This window comes from Lacrimispora sp. 38-1 (assembly GCF_049890855.1).
GTDB lineage: Bacteria > Bacillota > Clostridia > Lachnospirales > Lachnospiraceae > Lacrimispora.
The window spans coordinates 49,175-64,376 of the sequence record NZ_JBANEW010000034.1 but is presented as its reverse complement, the minus strand read 5'-3'; the positions used below and the strand labels follow the sequence as shown (position 1 = coordinate 64,376).

The 15,202-nt window shown below is 41.3% G+C and carries 13 protein-coding genes; 11 read left to right on the top strand and 2 right to left on the bottom strand.

The genetic code is table 11. The features are described from left to right. From V7D18_RS08160 to larA, 5 genes are all read left to right on the top strand, one after another. On the top strand, positions 1-1,491 hold a 1,491-nt coding region (locus V7D18_RS08160), incomplete at its 5' end, for a radical SAM protein (RefSeq protein ID WP_426153216.1). A gap of 251 nt (positions 1,492-1,742) precedes the next feature. Then, positions 1,743-2,531, top strand: a complete 789-nt coding sequence (locus V7D18_RS08155; protein WP_426153214.1) for an electron transfer flavoprotein subunit beta/FixA family protein — start codon at positions 1,743-1,745, stop codon at positions 2,529-2,531. Between the two features lie 17 nt (positions 2,532-2,548). Then, positions 2,549-3,742, top strand: coding sequence for an electron transfer flavoprotein subunit alpha (locus V7D18_RS08150; protein WP_426153212.1), 1,194 nt, complete (start codon positions 2,549-2,551; stop codon positions 3,740-3,742). Between the two features lie 75 nt (positions 3,743-3,817). Then, on the top strand, positions 3,818-5,215 hold the full coding sequence (locus tag V7D18_RS08145; protein ID WP_426153210.1) for an FAD-binding oxidoreductase: 1,398 nt from the start codon (positions 3,818-3,820) through the stop codon (positions 5,213-5,215). A 30-nt stretch (positions 5,216-5,245) separates the two neighbouring features. Next, entirely contained in the window at positions 5,246-6,520 is a 1,275-nt protein-coding gene (gene larA, locus V7D18_RS08140) for a nickel-dependent lactate racemase (protein ID WP_426153208.1), read from the top strand. 67 nt (positions 6,521-6,587) lie between these two features. Here larA and V7D18_RS08135 read toward each other — a convergent pair whose 3' ends face one another. After that, complete coding sequence (locus V7D18_RS08135) at positions 6,588-7,853, bottom strand: hypothetical protein (protein ID WP_426153206.1); 1,266 nt, start codon at positions 7,851-7,853, stop codon at positions 6,588-6,590. Between the two features lie 184 nt (positions 7,854-8,037). Between V7D18_RS08135 and V7D18_RS08130 the strand changes: the two genes are divergently transcribed. Then, positions 8,038-9,492 (top strand): NADP-dependent glyceraldehyde-3-phosphate dehydrogenase, encoded by a 1,455-nt coding sequence (locus V7D18_RS08130; protein ID WP_426153204.1) that lies wholly within the window; start codon positions 8,038-8,040, stop codon positions 9,490-9,492. Between the two features lie 68 nt (positions 9,493-9,560). On the opposite strand, the gene V7D18_RS08125 is transcribed toward V7D18_RS08130, so the two are convergent. Then, positions 9,561-10,025: a cupin domain-containing protein gene (locus V7D18_RS08125; protein WP_426153202.1), complete on the bottom strand. Its 465-nt coding sequence runs from the start codon at positions 10,023-10,025 to the stop codon at positions 9,561-9,563. Between the two features lie 263 nt (positions 10,026-10,288). Between V7D18_RS08125 and V7D18_RS08120 the strand changes: the two genes are divergently transcribed. From V7D18_RS08120 to V7D18_RS08100, 5 genes are all read left to right on the top strand, one after another. Beyond that, positions 10,289-11,152 (top strand): response regulator, encoded by an 864-nt coding sequence (locus V7D18_RS08120; RefSeq protein ID WP_426153200.1) that lies wholly within the window; start codon positions 10,289-10,291, stop codon positions 11,150-11,152. Next, positions 11,143-11,601, top strand: a complete 459-nt coding sequence (locus V7D18_RS08115; RefSeq protein ID WP_117418432.1) for a chemotaxis protein CheX — start codon at positions 11,143-11,145, stop codon at positions 11,599-11,601. The genes V7D18_RS08120 and V7D18_RS08115 overlap by 10 nt, the downstream gene beginning before the upstream one ends. A gap of 124 nt (positions 11,602-11,725) precedes the next feature. Further along, a complete protein-coding gene (locus tag V7D18_RS08110) occupies positions 11,726-12,634 on the top strand; it encodes an ABC transporter permease (protein WP_426153198.1) in 909 nt (302 codons plus the stop codon). 14 nt (positions 12,635-12,648) lie between these two features. Next, on the top strand, positions 12,649-13,524 hold the full coding sequence (locus V7D18_RS08105; protein ID WP_426153196.1) for a carbohydrate ABC transporter permease: 876 nt from the start codon (positions 12,649-12,651) through the stop codon (positions 13,522-13,524). Positions 13,525-13,565: 41 nt separating this feature from the next. Continuing rightward, positions 13,566-15,152 carry an extracellular solute-binding protein gene (locus V7D18_RS08100; RefSeq protein ID WP_426153194.1) on the top strand — a complete coding sequence of 529 codons (1,587 nt, stop codon included), beginning with the start codon at positions 13,566-13,568 and terminating at the stop codon, positions 15,150-15,152. The last annotated feature ends 50 nt before the right edge of the window (positions 15,153-15,202 follow it).

Genomic DNA, 15,202 nt, shown 5'->3' with positions numbered 1-15,202 from the left:
CCTGCGGAATACAGGATCCATGTACTGATTATGGTTTTCCAGAATGCAATGCAAATTAAAAGGGGGCAGATTATGAAATATCAGGCTTTGACCTGTGTTTGGGAAATAACCATGGGTTGCAATATGCGGTGTAAACATTGTGGTTCATCGTGTGCAGAAGCATTACCGGATGAATTGAATACAGAAGAAGCACTGAATGTCTGTGATCAGATTGCGGATATGGGGCTTAAATGGATTACGCTTTCTGGCGGGGAGCCATTAACAAGAAAAGATGTACACCTTCTGGTAAAACGTCTGTCTGATAAGGGTGTTTCTGTAAATATAATAACCAATGGCTGGTTCCTGGAAGAAGAAATGGTTCTTAAATTAAAAGGGAGCAATATTAGTACTATTGCTGTCAGTATAGATGGAACGGAAGAAATTCATGACAACATCCGTAAAAAGGGTGCTTTTGCACAGGCTAGGAAAGCGTTTCAGTTAATGAAACGAGAAGGAATCCAGACAGGTGCCATTACGACAGTTTCCAAGAAGAACATTGAGTTTTTGACCGAACTGAAAGAAAATCTGATTTCAATGGGAGTGGATTCCTGGCAGGTACAGATTGGTCTTCCTATGGGGAATTTTAAAAAGAGGCCGGAATGGGTTCTCGACCCGGAGCAGGTAAATGATTTAATTGATTTTTGCTATGATACGGCAAAAGAAGGCAGAATTAAGATTTATCCTGCAGACTGTATTGGTTATTATACAAAAAAGGAAATGGAGATAAAGAGAATTTCTTATAATACACCAATCGTATCTCTTTGGGATGGCTGCAATGCAGGAACCAGAAGTTTCGGAATTCTTCATAATGGAGATATACTGGGCTGTACTTCCATTCGTGATAAACAGTATGTTGAGGGAAATCTGCGCAACGAATCGCTTCGTTCCATCTGGGAAAGCGATGAGAAATTCAGCTGGTGCAGAAGTATGAAAAAATGTCAGTTAGACGGAGACTGCAATATCTGCATCTATGGGAAAAAGTGTCTGGGAGGATGCCCAAATACAAGACTTACAATGAACGGAAGCATATATTCTGAGAATCAGTATTGTGCATATAATCTCGAACTAAAGGATATGAAGAACAGATATTCCAATAATCAGGATGGAGAGATTCTTTATGCAAAAGCGCTGCAGCTTATGAAAGAAGAACAGTTTCAGGAAGCAGCTTTTGCATTTGAAAGAGTGCATGAATTAATGCCTGAAAACCGGGAAGCTTTAAGAGCAAAAGGTTTTTGTGAATATATGTGCGGAAACTATGAGCGTTGTCTTGAGGATAATGAGAGAGCATTGAAGCTTGAGAAAAATGATCCTGAAGCCTTAAAAGGCAAGGGAATTGCCCTCTCAAAACTGGGAAGGAAAGAAGACGGGATTAACTGCCTTAACAGAGCAGCAATACTAACTGATTTTCAGGATGGGGATATACTAAATGATCTGGTGGCTATTTCTAAATAGCGGCATTATCACATGCTGATGCAATGTGGTCGGAACGGCTTTTTATCGATATGATGGGAGAAGCTGCTCCGGCCATTTGTTTTTTTTGGTATTTTTGCTATTATTTTTTTAAAAGTATAGATGTTTTTTTAAAATTGTGATATTATGGTTCCAAGTGGTCAGACCATAATACCAATTAAGCGATACAAATTCAAGTTACGTTTGTATGATTTGCCACACTATATTTAATACATAGAAAGAGAGGGATACGTATGGAAATTTTAGTCTGTATCAAGCAGGTTCCGGATACTTCAAAAGTTGAAGTGGATCCTGTAACTGGTGTTTTAAAGAGAGATGGTGTAGATTCAAAAATGAACCCCTATGACTTGTATGCGTTAGAAACCGCACTGAAAATGAAAGAGCAGCAGGGCGGATCGGTAAAGGTGATCAGTATGGGACCGCCTCAGGCGAAAGAGGTTATTAAAGAAGCATATATGATGGGAGCGGACGACGGAGCTTTAATAACAGACAGGAAGTTTGCAGGAGCAGATGTACTTGCTACTTCTTATACCATTTCCCAGGGCGTGAGAAAAATGGGGGATTTTGACCTTATCTTGTGCGGGAAGCAGACAACTGACGGTGATACCGCCCAGGTAGGACCGGAGATGGGAGAATATCTTGGAATCCCGCATATCACCAACGTTTTAAAGATTGTTGAAATAAAAGAAAAATCAATCATAGTAGAAATGGATATGCCTGACACCATTGAAGTCGCCGAAATCCAGTTTCCTTGTTTAATTACAGTTGAAAAAGATATTTTCCAGCCAAGGCTGCCATCTTACAAGAGAAAGCTAGAAGCAAAAGACAAAGAAATCAAAATCTTGACCATGAATGATTTTGAAGATAAAGATGAGATGAAATATGGGTTAAACGGTTCACCCACGCAGGTAGAGAGAATATTTCCCCCATCAGTCAACAACGACAGAGAAATATGGACTGGAACCGGCGATAAACTCAGTTTACAAATGGCATCAAAACTGAAAGAGTTAAAATTTATATAAAGAAGGGCGGGGATTTTATGGGAAAATTAATATGTAACCAGGAGAATGTAAATGAGTCAAATATAGAAGAATTATTAAAGGTCTGCCCTTTTGGAGCAATTGAATACACAGATGGAAAAGTACAGGTGAATGCAGGCTGTAAAATGTGTAAGATATGTGTGAAAAAAGGTCCGGCAGGAGTGATGGAATTTGTTGAAACAGAAACAAAGAAGGTTGATAAGAGCCTGTGGAGAGGAATTGCCGTCTATGTTGACCATGTGGAAGGAACCATTCATCCGGTGACAATGGAACTGATCGGAAAAGCCAGAGAGCTTGCTTCAGTTGTTGATTTTCCGGTGTATTGCGTTTTTATTGGCCACAATATAGAAAAGAAAGCAGAAGAACTGCTGCATTACGGTGTGGATGAGGTCTTTGTATATGATAACAAAGAATTGAAGGATTTCAGGATCGAAACTTATACGGCTGCCATGGAAGATTTTATTAATAAAGTAAAGCCATCTTCCATACTGGTCGGTGCCACAACCACAGGAAGATCACTTGCTCCCCGAGTAGCCACCAGGTTCAGAACCGGATTAACTGCTGACTGCACCATACTTGAAATGAAAGAAAATACGGATCTTGTTCAGATCAGACCAGCTTTTGGCGGTAATATTATGGCTCAGATTATATGTCCCAATACAAGACCCCAGATGGCAACCGTAAGATATAAAATTATGAATGCGCCGGAAAGACAGTGCGATTCAAAAGGAAAAATAACGGTATGTGAACTGGAAGAAGAAAAATTAAAATCACAGATTGAGGTTTTGAAGGTTACGAAGAAAAAAGTGGAAGAAAACATATCAGATGCAGAGGTGATCATTGCAGTCGGCAGAGCCATAAAATCCGAAAAAGATATGGTTATGGTACAGGACCTGGCAGATCTGCTCCATGCCCAGATTGCAGGTACAAGACCCCTTGTGGAGGCAGGACTGATTCCGGCAAAGAAGCAGATTGGTCTCTCCGGCAGAACGGTGAAGCCAAAACTGATCATCGCCCTGGGAATATCAGGTGCCGTACAGTTTGTCGCAGGAATGAATCACTCAGATCGTATCTTTGCAATTAATAAAGATGAAAACGCCTCTATCTTTCATACAGCACATTATGGAATCGTAGGAGATATTTATGAGATTGTACCGCAGCTGGTGAAAGAATTAAAGTGTGCAGAAGCTTAATAACCGAACGAATTACATAAAATGCGGGTTGATTTGTTTTATATGGAATTACGAATCAAGGAGGGAATGAATGTGATGGATTACAAAAAAATTGATGCCGGTGATGTTGAATATCTGGTATCTGTACTGGGTAAGGACAGAGTATTTACCGGCGAAGAAATTAATGATGACTTCAGTCATGATGAAATGGGCGGAATAAGCAGGACGCCGGATGTATTAGTGGAGGTTCTTACGACAGAAGAAGTATCAAAGATCATGAAATATGCTTATGACCACCGGATTCCTGTTGTAGCAAGAGGATCAGGTACCGGTTTAGTCGGAGCATCCGTCCCGGTTTACGGAGGAATTATGATAAATATGTCCAAAATGAACCGGATACTGGAAATAGATGAAGAAAATTTAACCCTGACTCTGGAGCCGGGAGTTTTATTAATGGAGATCAGTGATTTTGTTGAAGAACATGATTTGTTCTATCCGCCTGATCCTGGTGAAAAATCAGCTACAATAGCCGGTAATATCAATACTAACGCCGGAGGAATGAGAGCGGTTAAGTATGGGGTTACCAGAGATTACGTGAGAGGACTGGAAGTTGTTCTGCCAAACGGGGAAATTCTTGAGGTAGGAGGGAAGGTAGTAAAAAACTCCTCCGGCTACAGCATAAAGGACTTAATTTGTGGGTCAGAAGGAACACTTGGAATTGTAACAAAGGCCATTTTAAAACTGCTTCCGCTTCCTAAAAAGGCAATATCATTGTTAATTCCATTCCCCAGCCTGGATATGGCGATCAGTACTGTTCCTGAAATCGTGAAATCAAAAGCTGCTCCCACAGCCATAGAATTTATGCAGAGAGAAGTAATTCTGGCAGCCGAGGAATACTTAGGAAAGAAATTCCCTGACAATTCTTCGGATGCATATCTCTTACTGACATTTGACGGCAATACACGGGAAGAGATAGAAAAGGCATATGAAAAGGTAGCGGACATCTGCCTGAAGGAAGGTGCTGTTGATGTATTTATCGTTGATACAGATGAAAGAAAAGATTCTGTCTGGTCTGCAAGAGGGGCGTTTCTGGAAGCGGTCAAAGCGTCAACAACAGATATGGATGAATGTGATGTTGTAGTACCCAGAAATAAAATTGCTGAATTTATAAAATATACTCACGAACTTCAAAGCAGATTTCATGTAAGAATCAGAAGCTTTGGTCATGCAGGAGATGGAAATCTCCACGTATATGTATTAAAGGATGCGCTTTCAGAGGAAGCATGGAAGAAAAAGCTGGCGGAGGTATTTGAAGCCATGTACAGCAAATCAAGGGAACTGAGCGGCCTGGTATCCGGTGAGCATGGAATCGGTTTTGCCAAGAAAGTTTATATGCTGGAGCAATACAGTCAGGAATATGTGGAATTGATGAAAAATATAAAACTGGCTTTTGATTCTAAAAATATTTTAAACCCGGGAAAGATTTTTCAGTAAAACAGCCGGAAAAGATCGAGAGGGAATCTTATGGCCAAAATTAATATACCTTATTCAACTAAACTTTTAGAAGCTGATATTCCGGATCATAATCTGGCGGCAATATTGGAATCAAAAGCCCATGCCTACCGGGCGGAAGGCAGCCAGGAGGAGATTGTCAACAGAGCTTTGGATCACCCAATTGGAAGTGCCTCCTTAGAAGAACTGGTTCAGGGCAGGAAAAACATGGTGATCATAACAAGCGATCATACAAGACCGGTTCCAAGCAAAGTAACAATGCCTATACTACTTAAGCGGATCCGAAAGGTAAATCCTGATATTGATATTAAGATATTAATTGCTACCGGCTTTCACAGGCCGGATACCAGGGAAGAGATGATTCATAAGTTCGGACAGGAAATTGCAGACCATGAAGTGATTATTAACCATATGTCAGAGGATGAGGACAGCGTTGTAAGGGTGGGGACTCTGCCTTCCGGCGGAGAACTGTGGCTTAATAAGCTGGCAATGGAAACAGAATTGCTGATTTCAGAAGGATTTATAGAGCCTCATTTCTTTGCAGGATTTTCAGGGGGAAGAAAGAGTGTCCTTCCAGGCGTGGCATCAGCGAAAACCGTAATGGCAAATCATTGCTCCGAATTTATAGCAAGTGAGTACGCCAGAACGGGAGTGATAAATAACAATCCCATTCACAGGGATATGCTTTATGCGGCAAGACAGGCAAAACTGGCATTCATACTGAATGTTGTTATTGACAGTGAGAAACATATTATCAATGCCTTTGCAGGTGACAGCGAGCAGGCCCACGCAGAGGGCTGTAAATTTGTTATGGAACTGGCCTCAGTGAAGGCCGTGAAAGCAGACATCGCCATAACCTCCAATGGAGGATATCCTCTTGACCAGAATGTATATCAGTCTGTAAAAGGTATGACTGCAGCAGAAGCAGTCTGCAAGGAAGGCGGGGTTATCATCATGGTCTCAGCCTGCAACGACGGGCATGGGGGCAAGTCCTTTTATGAGAATATGGCAAATGCCGGGAGTCCGGAGGAAGTCCTTGACCGTGTCATGAAGACAGGAAGATCGGAAACGATACCGGATCAATGGGAATTTCAGATACTTGCCCGGATACTTAAGGAGCATACAGTTATACTTGTTTCCGATCTGTGTGATCCGGAAATGATAAAGAAAATGCATATGCAGCATGCATATACGTTTGACGATGCGCTAAAGAAAGCTTTTGAAATAAAAGGGGCAGATGCTAACATAACAGTCATACCGGATGGGGTGGGTGTTGTAGTGAAATGAATCACGTAAAGGAGTTCTCCAATGGGAACTCCTTTGCTATTTTACGTTGATCATCACGATTATGCACTTACTGTTTCTGTTGGATTGGCGAATTCGGGATTTGACACTTTCTCTCCATCACAGCTGCATACTTCTTCCAATTAAAATCATTGTAATAATATTTGCCATCAACGATTTGAAGACTACTGATACCATAAGAATTTGTCCATGAGATTTCGTCAGGCGGCCGATTGCTTAGTGCAGACTCGCTGAATATCACCTTTCCGGTTAACAAATCTACTATGCGGATATTTAAGTTTAAAAGATATACATCAAAATCTCTGTTGCCAGTATAAGTAGCATAATACATACCCTCTGTGTATTGCTCATAAACTGCAAAACGCGCATCCGCGGGGTTAATTACTGGAACAAGAGCATCGGACTCTCTTGCGTATGTATAAGCTCCATATGCAGAGTCATTAATGTTATAGTCATTTGTCGAATACTTAAGATTCCATTCACTATGTTCAGGATCATCTACTATACGAATATATCCTCCATCCCACGAGCCTGCAGGGGGATACTCCTTCATCAGTGCTTCCGCTTCTTTGAATGTAAAAATGCGGACCGGACTGTCGGTATAAAATATTTTTCTGAAATTTTCAGGGTCAATTGCTTGCATAAATCGATTCTTAATGTTGTCGTCCGAGTTTTTAAAAGCGGTTTTAATCTCATTTGAGAAATAATCCGGAAAATCAGGATTTATTTTCTCCAATAACCCGGGGTTTGTTTTTTCATAATAAAACCAGATGCCCTCGCGTGTAGCAGGGTCGTACAAATCTTCCCCTAAAACGTTTTTCCCGCATTCAGCCAGAACTTCCTTAAACCCTGAGTGCTCCTTGGGAATATCAGCGTCCGGCAAAAGCAACATAAGCCACAGCACTTCTTCGTCGCTGAACCATACTGTTTCTGATTTCGTGTTATACTGGTTATCACGCGGCCAATCGTTATAATATGGATTGTTGGATGCAGCTTTGGACCGCAGTCCTTCTGCTATGAAATCAAAGTTTCCAAGCATAATCAGCAATTGAGTATTCTTACGGGTATCTCTGGCAGAAAAATCAAGGTCTGACAGATAGTACTTCCATAGATTTCTTAAATTCTGTTCCATAGAATTTTTCTCTTTCAGCAACTTAAAGTCGTTTTCATACCCCACTGCATGAAGTGCATCAACTAAAATTGAATAATTATCCGCACGCTTTTGAAGTTCCTCTTCGCTAAGTGACGATCCACAACTTGATAATATAATGGAAATAGTAATAGCAAATAATAAAAATATCACACCGCGTTTCATCTCATATCTCCCCGTATATATAAATTTTGCACGCCTGTTATAAAAAGTATCCGCGCTTCGATATTAATTGTATCATACAGACTGCTATTAGCAAACAATGAATAAAAATACGTTGGTATTTAATTTTATATTTGTGGTATATAATAGACAGATGGCAGGTAAAGAAACGAAAGGAGAGAAACATATGACTGGATTATGTAATGAGAATCTTGTTTATAATAATTTAATCAACGGGCAGTGGACAGAATCAGCATCAGGCGATGTCATCACCATAACATCACCTGCGGATGGCTCTTTCGTGGGTAAGGTGCAGGCGATCAGTAAGGAAGAAGTGAATGATATTGTCCGCTTTTCCAAAGATGGTCAATCCCTGTGGGCTGCTGTACCCATATACGAAAAAGCAGCACTCCTTTATAAGGCAGCAGCGCTCCTGGAGGAAAGGACAGAAGAAATATCGGATATTCTCATGATGGAGATTGCAAAAGATAAGAAATCTTCTGTATCGGAAGTGAAACGAACAGCGGATTTTTTGCGATTTACTGCAGATGCAGGAAAAAGTCTGGAAGGGATAGCAGTGAGCGGGGAGAATTTCCCAGGCGGCTCCCGCAATAAGATGTCCTATGTAAAAAGAATTCCTCTCGGCACTGTGTTAGCCATATCACCCTTTAACTACCCAATTAACTTATCGGCCTCAAAGATCGCACCTGCATTAATCGGAGGCAATGCAGTGATATTAAAACCGGCGACACAGGGAGCCATCAGCGCACTTCACCTTGTAAAGGCATTGCAGGATGCAGGTCTTCCGGAAGGGGTGCTGCAGACAGTTACCGGAAGGGGAAGTGAGATCGGTGATTATATCGTAACACACGAAGGAATTGATTTTATTAACTTTACAGGCAGTACGGAGATAGGAAGACATATATCTCAAATTTCCTGTATGACACCATTGCTTTTGGAACTTGGCGGCAAGGATGCGGCTCTTGTTCTGGAAGATGCGGACCTGGAGTATGCGGCAGATAATATAGTGGAGGGGGCATTTTCCTATTCCGGTCAGCGTTGTACAGCGGTGAAACGCATTATTACAACTGATAAAGTTGCAGACCAGTTAGTAACCATGCTGAAATCAAGAATTGAAAAATTAACCGTGGGAGATCCCAGAAAATTTGCAGTGGTGACTCCTTTGATTGATCAGAAGGCTGCTGACTTTGCCGGATTTTTAACACAGGATGCCATTGCAAAGGGGGCAGAACTGATTATTGGCAATCGGAGAGAAGGGAACCTGGTTTATCCCACTTTATTAGATAAAGTAAACGTGGATATGGAGATTGCGTGGAAGGAACCGTTTTCACCTATACTTCCGATTATCCGTGTAAAGAATATGGAGGAGGCGGTGGAAATCGCCAATCGTTCCGAGTATGGCCTGCAGTCTTCTGTTTTCACCAAAGACATCAATAAGGCATTTCGCATCGCTGAGAAATTAGAAGTGGGGACCGTTCAGATCAACAACAAAACAGAACGAGGTCCGGATCATTTTCCGTTCTTGGGAGTGAAGGCTTCCGGTATGGGGACTCAGGGTGTTAGGTATTCCATAGAAGCGATGACAAGACCAAAAGCAGTTACCATTAATATAACAGAATAGCAGCCAGAATATTGCAGCCTGCCCGTTTAATCCGGGCAGGCTGCAAAGTTTTGGTTATAAGACGGTTGTCAGCTTTCGTTATCTGAAAGGCTGTCGGCTTTTGTCTGATGAATCGTACCCCATTCGTAGTGCGGGGGAGCATAGACCGAAGTCAGTTTCAGTGGCCGATTCCCAATATTAATAATATTATGCCATATTCCTGCGGGAACAAATATTCCATAATTGTCAAAAACCAGATATTGGGAATCCATGGAAAATTTCGATGATCCCAGTTGAACAAGCCCCAGTCCTTCCTCCACTCTTAAAAACTGATCAAGATCGGAATGGACCTCCAGCCCCACGGTTCCTTTGACGGGTATGTTCATAAGCGTGACCTGGAGATGGTCTCCGGTCCAGAGAGAAGAGCGAAAATTGTCGTTTTGTCCGGCAGCCTTCTGCATATCAATAATAAAAGGGTTTGGTCCGAAATCGGAAGGAAATTCAGGTACATTTGTCATTTCAGAATCGAATTCAATTTTGTTATATTCATTCATAACATCATTCACCGAGGTAATCGTTTCTATTATTATATGAATAGATAATTATGAGTGATACGGTTTTTGGTGACATTTATAAAAAAATTCACTTAATAAACAAACATTTGTAATCAGACCAGCAAACCTTTTGACAAAATATGTCATTATATGATATTGTTGATTAATACAAATATTAAGTGAAACAGGATATAAACCTGTTAATCTGGTATTGTAATAGAGTATTGACATTAATCATTATTAATTACAGGAGGCTTTATTCTATGGCGGGTACAAAAGTTGTTATAGTTGATGATTCTCCCTTCTCTATCGCTTTCATCAAAGGAATTCTTGTTAGAAACGGTCTTGAAGTCGTGGGGGAAGCAGGGACACTGGAAGAAGTAAAACAGGTGATACAGGAAACAAAGCCTCAGCTTGTGACGATGGATATGACACTGCCTGGAACAGATGGATTGGAATGCACCCGTGCAATTCATGAAATTGACAGAAACATTAAAGTTATTGTCATCAGTTCCATGATGGATGATGAAATTGTGAAGGAAGCAAAGGAAAATAAGGTTTCTGCTTATGTCCAGAAGCCCATTGATGAAGAGGAGCTGATGACTGCGGTTAACCGTGTCATGTCATCGGAGGAGTTATTCCGCTTTTTATCAAGTGAGTATATTAAAATTTTTAAAGAGGCACTTCTTGATGGAACCAATAAATTAACGAAGACGCTCATCCAATACAAAGATGAAAAAGTCTGCAGTCAGGAATTCCAGTCAGAAGGACTTGCAGTCATTGTTGGAATTATAGGTAAGTTTTCCGGAAGAATGCTGATTGATGTAAAGATGGAAACTGCGTATAAGCTTACTGCTTCCATAATGAAAAGAGAGGCTTCGGGCAATGATGAGGTGCTTGCAGTGCTTGGAGAGTTTACCAATATTGTGTCAGGTAATGCCTGTTCTATCATAAACAGAATGAATAAAGCCTATGGACTCCGGGTGGCACCGCCGACAATTATGCACGGTGAAAGTGTACATATTACCGCTCCCGGGTATACAACAACAAACATAGTTGCAGAGTCGGATTTCGGAGATATTCTGCTTAATATTGGATTTCAAAGGGGTGATGATCAGTGGATGTAAAATACATAAATCCATTTATTGAAGCATTTCTTTCCGTTATGCCGCAGCTGGGATTTGAAAAAGTTGAAAAAACCAATTTGAGTCTGAAAGACTGCAATCTGACTTATACAGGAGTAATCATGACAGTCGGCATTGTGGGAGAAATAAAAGGAAATGTAGTGTATTATCTGGATCTTGAGAATGCAAAAAAAGTAGCATCCACCATGATGATGGGGATGCCGGTAGATGATTTTAATGAAATGGCCCAAAGTGCTATTTCTGAATTGGCCAATATGCTGACTGCGAATGCTGCCACATTTTTTGCCAATATTGGCATCACTGTAGATATATCAACGCCTACCCTGCTTTATGGAGATCAGGTTTCAGTGAAAATGAATTCCAGCCAGATACTTTGTATCCAGCTGCTGGCTGATGATATTCCATTTGATATTAATATTGCATTTTCATAACAGCCATTGAGGTAACAGGCCTGTGAATGTGGGAAAACCCGGATTCACAGGCCTGTTTGCGCATTTACCCTTTAACTTTTGAATATAGATAAATATGAAACAGAATAATCAAGGGGGATTGGAAATGTGTCTGAAGTCCGTTAAAAATAATCGGACCCTGCTTTTTATGTGTCTTCCGGCAATTATATTTTTCACAGTATTTAACTATTGTCCGCTGCCGGGTATTTATATCGCCTTTACCAACTACAACTTCAGAGACGGAATTTTTGGCAGTCCTTTCGCTGGCTTTAAAAACTTTGAATTTCTCATTAAATCCGGACAGCTGTGGCTGTTAACCAGAAATACGATTCTTTACAATCTGGTATTTATTTTTTTGGGAAATTTACTTCAGATTACTTTAGCTGTCATGTTAAATGAGATTGGAAGCCGCATATTTAAAAAAGCGGCGCAGACCATGATGTTTCTTCCATATTTTATATCTGCTGTACTGATTGGTGCCATTATGTTTAATATTCTCAATTACGATACTGGGGCGCTTAATACCCTGATCCGGCAGACTGGCGGGAACCCGTTAAAGATTTACAGCATGGCTGGAGCATGGCCTTTTATCATCGTATTTTGTCAGATGTGGCAGCAGACCGGGTATGGATCTGTGGTTTATTTTGCCGCAATATGCGGAATTGATGCCAATATTATAGAAGCGGCCGAGGTAGATGGCGCTACCAGCATTCAGAGAATCCGCTATATCATCCTGCCTGGGCTGAAACCCACCTTTATCATTCTGCTTTTGTTTTCTCTGGGAGGAATTATGAAAGGGAATTTTGGCCTTTTCTGGAATCTGGTAGGTATGAATTCCCAGCTTTTTGGCACGACTGATATTATTGAAACTGCAGTCTACCGTATGATGATGTCTCAGAATAATTTTTCCACTTCTTCTGCAGTCGGGCTTTACCAGTCTGCATTTGGATTCACACTTGTAATGTTATGCAATTGGCTGGTAAAGAGGATTGATCCTGATTATGCATTATTTTAATTGAGGAGGGAAACATGACTGGCACAAAACTATTAAAGGGTATCTCATATTTATGTGTAAGTTTTTTTACGATTGTCTGTATACTCCCTTTTCTTTTGATTCTTTCAGCGTCGTTTAGTACGGAGAGTGTGATCAGCAGAGAGGGATTTGGACTCTTTCCAAAAGAATTTACATTTGCTGCGTACAGCTGGGTATTCCGTTATCCTAAAATGATTCTCGGATCTTACGGAGTAACCATTACAATGACAGTATGCGGAACCGGATTGGGGCTGTTTTTGATTGCAATGACGGGTTATGCACTTCAGAGACCGGATTTTCTATTTCGTAATATTTTGTCGTTCTTTATATATTTTACAACGCTTTTTTCAGCCGGAATGGCACCTACCTATATCTGGGTGTCCAGATATCTTCATCTAAAAGGCAGTTATATGGCAGTATTTCTCCAGCTTTTAATGACTCCCTGGCTGATCATTCTGATGAAAAATTTTGCCAGATCAGTGCCATTTGAGATAACGGAGTCAGGTAAGATGGATGGAGCCGGCGATTTCACCATTTTCCGGGTTCTGATTTTTCCCATGCTGAAGCCGGCACTGGCTACCGTGGGTTTATTTCTTGCACTTGGATACTGGAACGAATGGTATCAGTCCTCTTTGTATTTGGGATCCTCTGTAGCCTATAAGCCGCTGCAGTATTATTTATACAATATCATCAATACGGCAAATGCCTTAAAGGGTTCTGTAGCTGGTGCCAATGTTTCCATTACAGCGCTGCCAAGCAACACCTTAAAGATGGCGACTGCCGTTGTTGCAACCGGACCTATTGTATTTTTGTATCCATTTGTACAGAAATATTTTATTACCGGTATTTCCATAGGTGCTGTTAAGGGGTGAAAAGGCTGAATGGGGATTTGGCAAAGAAATGGAGGGTTAAGATGAAAACGTGTTGTTGTGCAAAAGTGCTGCTGGCCGCAGGAATTATTGCTTCCCTTACCGGAATCCTGACTGGGTGTGGGAAAAAAACAAATGGGGAAAAAGAAGATGCTTCGGTTAAAAATCATGAAGTCATTACCATGCTTGTGCTGGGAGATAAACCTTCCAACGGCAGATGTGAGGCAATGCTGAAGGCATTGAATCAGGTACTTACGCAAAAAGTCAATGCGGAACTGAAACTTACTTATGTGGAATGGGCGGACTGGCAGACACAGTATAATGTACAGCTCTTAGGAGGCGACGATTCTCTTGATATTATTACGACTGCCACGGATTGGCTTTATGCCTGGGAAAATATTCAAAAGGGTGCATTTCTGCCATTAAGTGAAGAGATGTTAAAAACTTATGCTCCCAAAACCTGGGAGCAGGTGGGATCTATGGGAGACTGGGATATATGCAAATATGGCGGGGAGATTTACTTAATTCCCGAAGACCATTATACCCAATACACAAACCATGGGATGTTTTACCGGGGAGACTGGGCTAAAGAAGCCGGCTTAAAGGATGGAACGGTAGAGAAATTTGATGATATGACCACTTATTTTAAGTATGTAAAAGAAAATAAAGAAGGGGTTATACCCTGGGATGTTCCCGGAAAGAATAATGCTGCAGGCTTGCTGGGTGCTTACATCCAGTCCAACTCAGATGCCCGTGTCATGATTGGATGCAATGCAGGTAATTTTGAATTCTGGTGTACCTCCGCCTCCGATCCCAATACTGTATTTTCTCCTTATATGGAGGGAGAGGTCCTCTATGATGCCGCCGATCTTATGAAGAAATGGAATGAGATCGGGGTATGGAGAGAGGATGTTTTAAACTTTGACGGAGATGCCAGAGAGGAGATGTATGCGGGCACCAGCGGAGCAGACCAGCACCACAGCCAGACATTCTATTCCCAGGTAAAACCAGGCATGGAGCGAAAACAGCCGGGGTCAGATGTCAGGATGTACCCATGGGGAATGGAAAATAACAATATTGCGAAACCCTTAAAAACCCATGGGGCTGCAGCAATCAGCGTAAATTCCAAACATCCGGAGCGGGCCCTGATGGTATATGATCTGCTGCGAAACGATGAGGAATGCTACCGGTATATTAATTATGGGATTGAAGGAACTGATTATGTCATAACAGAGGATGGGAAGCTTGCCTATCCGGAGGGCTGGGACCAGAGCACCGATAAGCTGGATGCCAACTTCTGGTGTGGCAGAAATGATGATTTAGAGCTGGATAACAGCTATCACTGGAACGGAAAAAAGGAAATGATTGATAATCTCAATAAAATTGCCTATGATTACCCATTTGAAAATCTCATTTTAAATAAAAGTGCGGTAGAGGCGGAACAGGCAGCGATTGCCAGTGTGCTGTCAGAATATATTCCACAGCTTGCTTACGGGAAGTATGAGGATCCCCATCAGGCCATTGACGAAATGAGGAAGAAAATTGAGGATGCGGGATATCAGAAGGTGAAAGAATCGTTTCAGAAAGATATAAATGAGCTTGTGAAAAGGCAGGAAAATCAGGTACCATAGGAGTGCTGGATTAACAGGTGCATAGAGTGAATTGAGACAGGGAGCCGTTT

Coding starts and splice junctions, on each gene's coding strand:
- V7D18_RS08130 (WP_426153204.1), top strand. CDS start 8,038: ATGACTGGATTATGTAATGAGAATCTTGTTTATAATAATTTAATCAAC.
- V7D18_RS08135 (WP_426153206.1), bottom strand. CDS start 7,853: ATGAAACGCGGTGTGATATTTTTATTATTTGCTATTACTATTTCCATT.
- V7D18_RS08110 (WP_426153198.1), top strand. CDS start 11,726: ATGTGTCTGAAGTCCGTTAAAAATAATCGGACCCTGCTTTTTATGTGT.
- V7D18_RS08150 (WP_426153212.1), top strand. CDS start 2,549: ATGGGAAAATTAATATGTAACCAGGAGAATGTAAATGAGTCAAATATA.
- larA (WP_426153208.1), top strand. CDS start 5,246: ATGGCCAAAATTAATATACCTTATTCAACTAAACTTTTAGAAGCTGAT.
- V7D18_RS08125 (WP_426153202.1), bottom strand. CDS start 10,025: ATGAATGAATATAACAAAATTGAATTCGATTCTGAAATGACAAATGTA.
- V7D18_RS08120 (WP_426153200.1), top strand. CDS start 10,289: ATGGCGGGTACAAAAGTTGTTATAGTTGATGATTCTCCCTTCTCTATC.
- V7D18_RS08145 (WP_426153210.1), top strand. CDS start 3,818: ATGGATTACAAAAAAATTGATGCCGGTGATGTTGAATATCTGGTATCT.
- V7D18_RS08155 (WP_426153214.1), top strand. CDS start 1,743: ATGGAAATTTTAGTCTGTATCAAGCAGGTTCCGGATACTTCAAAAGTT.
- V7D18_RS08105 (WP_426153196.1), top strand. CDS start 12,649: ATGACTGGCACAAAACTATTAAAGGGTATCTCATATTTATGTGTAAGT.
- V7D18_RS08100 (WP_426153194.1), top strand. CDS start 13,566: ATGAAAACGTGTTGTTGTGCAAAAGTGCTGCTGGCCGCAGGAATTATT.